Origin of the sequence: Bacillus haikouensis (assembly GCF_013179555.1) — a bacterium.
In the GTDB taxonomy this organism is placed as follows: Bacteria; Bacillota; Bacilli; order Bacillales; family Bacillaceae_B; genus Rossellomorea; species Rossellomorea haikouensis_A.
Genome location: NZ_JABMCR010000431.1, coordinates 1 through 2,504 on the forward strand (window position 1 = coordinate 1; position 2,504 = coordinate 2,504).

The 2,504-nt window shown below is 43.3% G+C and carries 1 protein-coding gene and 1 pseudogene; both read right to left on the reverse strand.

What is annotated here, in order from left to right; translation table 11 throughout:
- A pseudogene (locus HP456_RS22685) lies at positions 1–1,356 on the reverse strand (FUSC family protein); the annotation flags it as partial.
- 279 nt (positions 1,357–1,635) lie between these two features.
- Positions 1,636–2,504 (reverse strand): mannitol-1-phosphate 5-dehydrogenase (locus HP456_RS22690; RefSeq protein ID WP_172255305.1); only part of this gene is annotated, 869 nt, incomplete at its 5' end.

The window sequence follows — 2,504 nt, forward strand, 5'->3', positions numbered from 1 at the left end:
GATGACTGTACCCACCGAGCGTTGAAAACCTTTCATATACGTTCTCCCTACCGACTCTGTGCCGATCTGGATGATGAAAGTTGTCAGCAATACCCAGTAAGGCTGTGCAGGAGAGATCAATTCACCCACTATGATAGCCAAGGTTCCGGCTACCAAGGCTTGAATCCCTTTTCTCGTCTGCGGCTTCAGTGATGTATTTTTAGAAGTATCCTCATCTTGATCCTCCGTTTTGCTTTCTGCCTCAGATGCGACTGCAATGGTATCCCCATCTGTCGATTTAAGTGATGCCTGGATCGTCAGGGCTGCTTCAAGTACATGATTGGCGATTGATTCTATCCTTCGTAAGAGGTACACTCCTTTAGGCTTTTCATCCTGATTGAGGAGCTCGGTCAAAAGCAACCGCAGACCTTGAATCGCTTTTTCCGCTTCCTCTAAATAATGGGGATCGTAATTATGTGCAAGGACTTCCGCGTCCCTTAACGAGCGGATGACCCATACTAATAATCGTCTAACCTCCACAGATTCGAGCGCATCCAGATCTTTCAGCTTTTTAAGTGAATCCGTCAACGTTTGTACAAGCATTTCAGTATCAAACACATAGAGCCTCAATTGGGACGATTCAATTCCTGGCCACAGTTTTTTCAAATCCTCCTGATTGATCTCTGAAGAAACAATTCTCGCATAATCATTTAACCGGCTTACATTTTTATAAAGGAGCTTCCTTCTTTTATGACTGCTGTTCGGATCTTCAATCATTTTCATCAAGATTGTAAACGTCACATTCGACTGGATGTGGAATGAACGCATACTTCTCCGCAGTACATGAACAGAACTCTTAAAGAGCAGATAATTATAAACGTAAGCAAATAAAGCCCCTATGGCTATCCCGATATAAAACCACGTGAGGTGAGCGGCATTCAGTTGCAATATGAACGAAATATAGAGGGCCATGAAACCAGCCATCCCCATTGAAAAATAACGGATCGCAAACCGTGAAAAATAAAATGCCGAGAATATTACCAGCACCATCAGCCCATTCACCAAAAGGCTGTAATGTGCCAACAAAGATCCCACTGTAATTCCAATGGCAACCGACACACCGATTAATAACGTCGTCACCTTTTTTTTCCCCTCGGTATCATCCATCACGATCATGACCCCGAGCATACCGACCATCCCCGACACAATTGCAGGGGTGATTGCCTGATAATCCCATAGATTGAGGAGAAAAAGCATCGTAAACACTGCAGAAATCAAACTGATCGTTGCTTTCCCTGCCTGCTGAAACCTCTTCCGTCCCGGGTCAGACGCCAGAAACCTCCCCAGCCAAACATGTTGTCTATGTAAATGCTTCATACACTCATCATACCTTTACCGTTACTTTCGATTTCTTATATCGTACCCTTTTCATGAAAAAAGTAACCTTGACTGTCAATACAGCAGGTTACTTCCGTTGTTGGTGCAACTAAGAGAAACAGGTTGTTTTATCTATTTTTACGATTATACGGGTTTTGAGTTCAGAGGTAAAGAAATGTGCATTGGCGCTGGTTCTTTCCGTTTAAGAGGGATACCGGCTGCATATATGAGAAAAATTAAAAGCAGCGGCGGCCAGCCACTGCTTCTAGCTATTTCACTTTACTTCCTGCCTTTTAACTTTCTATAAACCGTCTCTACCTGCAAAATAATCGGATGATTCTTATCCAGCCCCGTAATCTCACTTAAAGTATTCGCAGCACCCGAAGCCTCGACCAAATTTTTTAACTCGACCGCTTCTCCGTCTTCTTCCACTTCAAAAAGTAAAGCCGCAGCAATAACGTGTGTAAGGTTCTCGGGTACTTCTTTAAATAACTCGAAGAAGCTTAAAGCCGGACCGAATAACCTGTCATCCTTTCCGAGTTTTCTTAATGGTGAACGGCCAACCCTTGTCACATCGTCGATAATGAATGGGTTTTCGAATCGGCTGAGAATTTTATTGATATAATCCAGGTGATCATCTTGGTCAAAACCGTATTTTTCAATAATGACTTCACCCGTTTCTTTTAACGCACCTGATACGACTTGATTGATTACTTCACTCCTAACGGCTTTGTCAATTGCATGGAATCCGTTAAGGTACCCCAGATATGCAATGGATGCGTGCCCTGTGTTGACCGTATATAATTTACGTTCGATATAAGGTGCCAAATCCTCTACAAACTTCACTCCACCTATATTAGGTACTTCTCCAATCATGGCTGATGCGTCGACTACCCATTCATAGAAAGGTTCCACTAGGACCATTAACGGATCGTCATTCGTTTGATTAGGCACAATCCTGTCCACCGCTGCATTCGGGAATGCAAACAGCTTATCGAATTGGGCTTTCTCTTCCGCGGCTGCTTTCTCGTACACTTTTTCTTTTAAGAAAGCACTGGCGCCGATCATATTTTCACAGGCAATGATATTTAGCGGTGCCTCCACTGCTTCACTTCTCTTCTTCAAGCCTTTGTAAACCAAATCGGAAA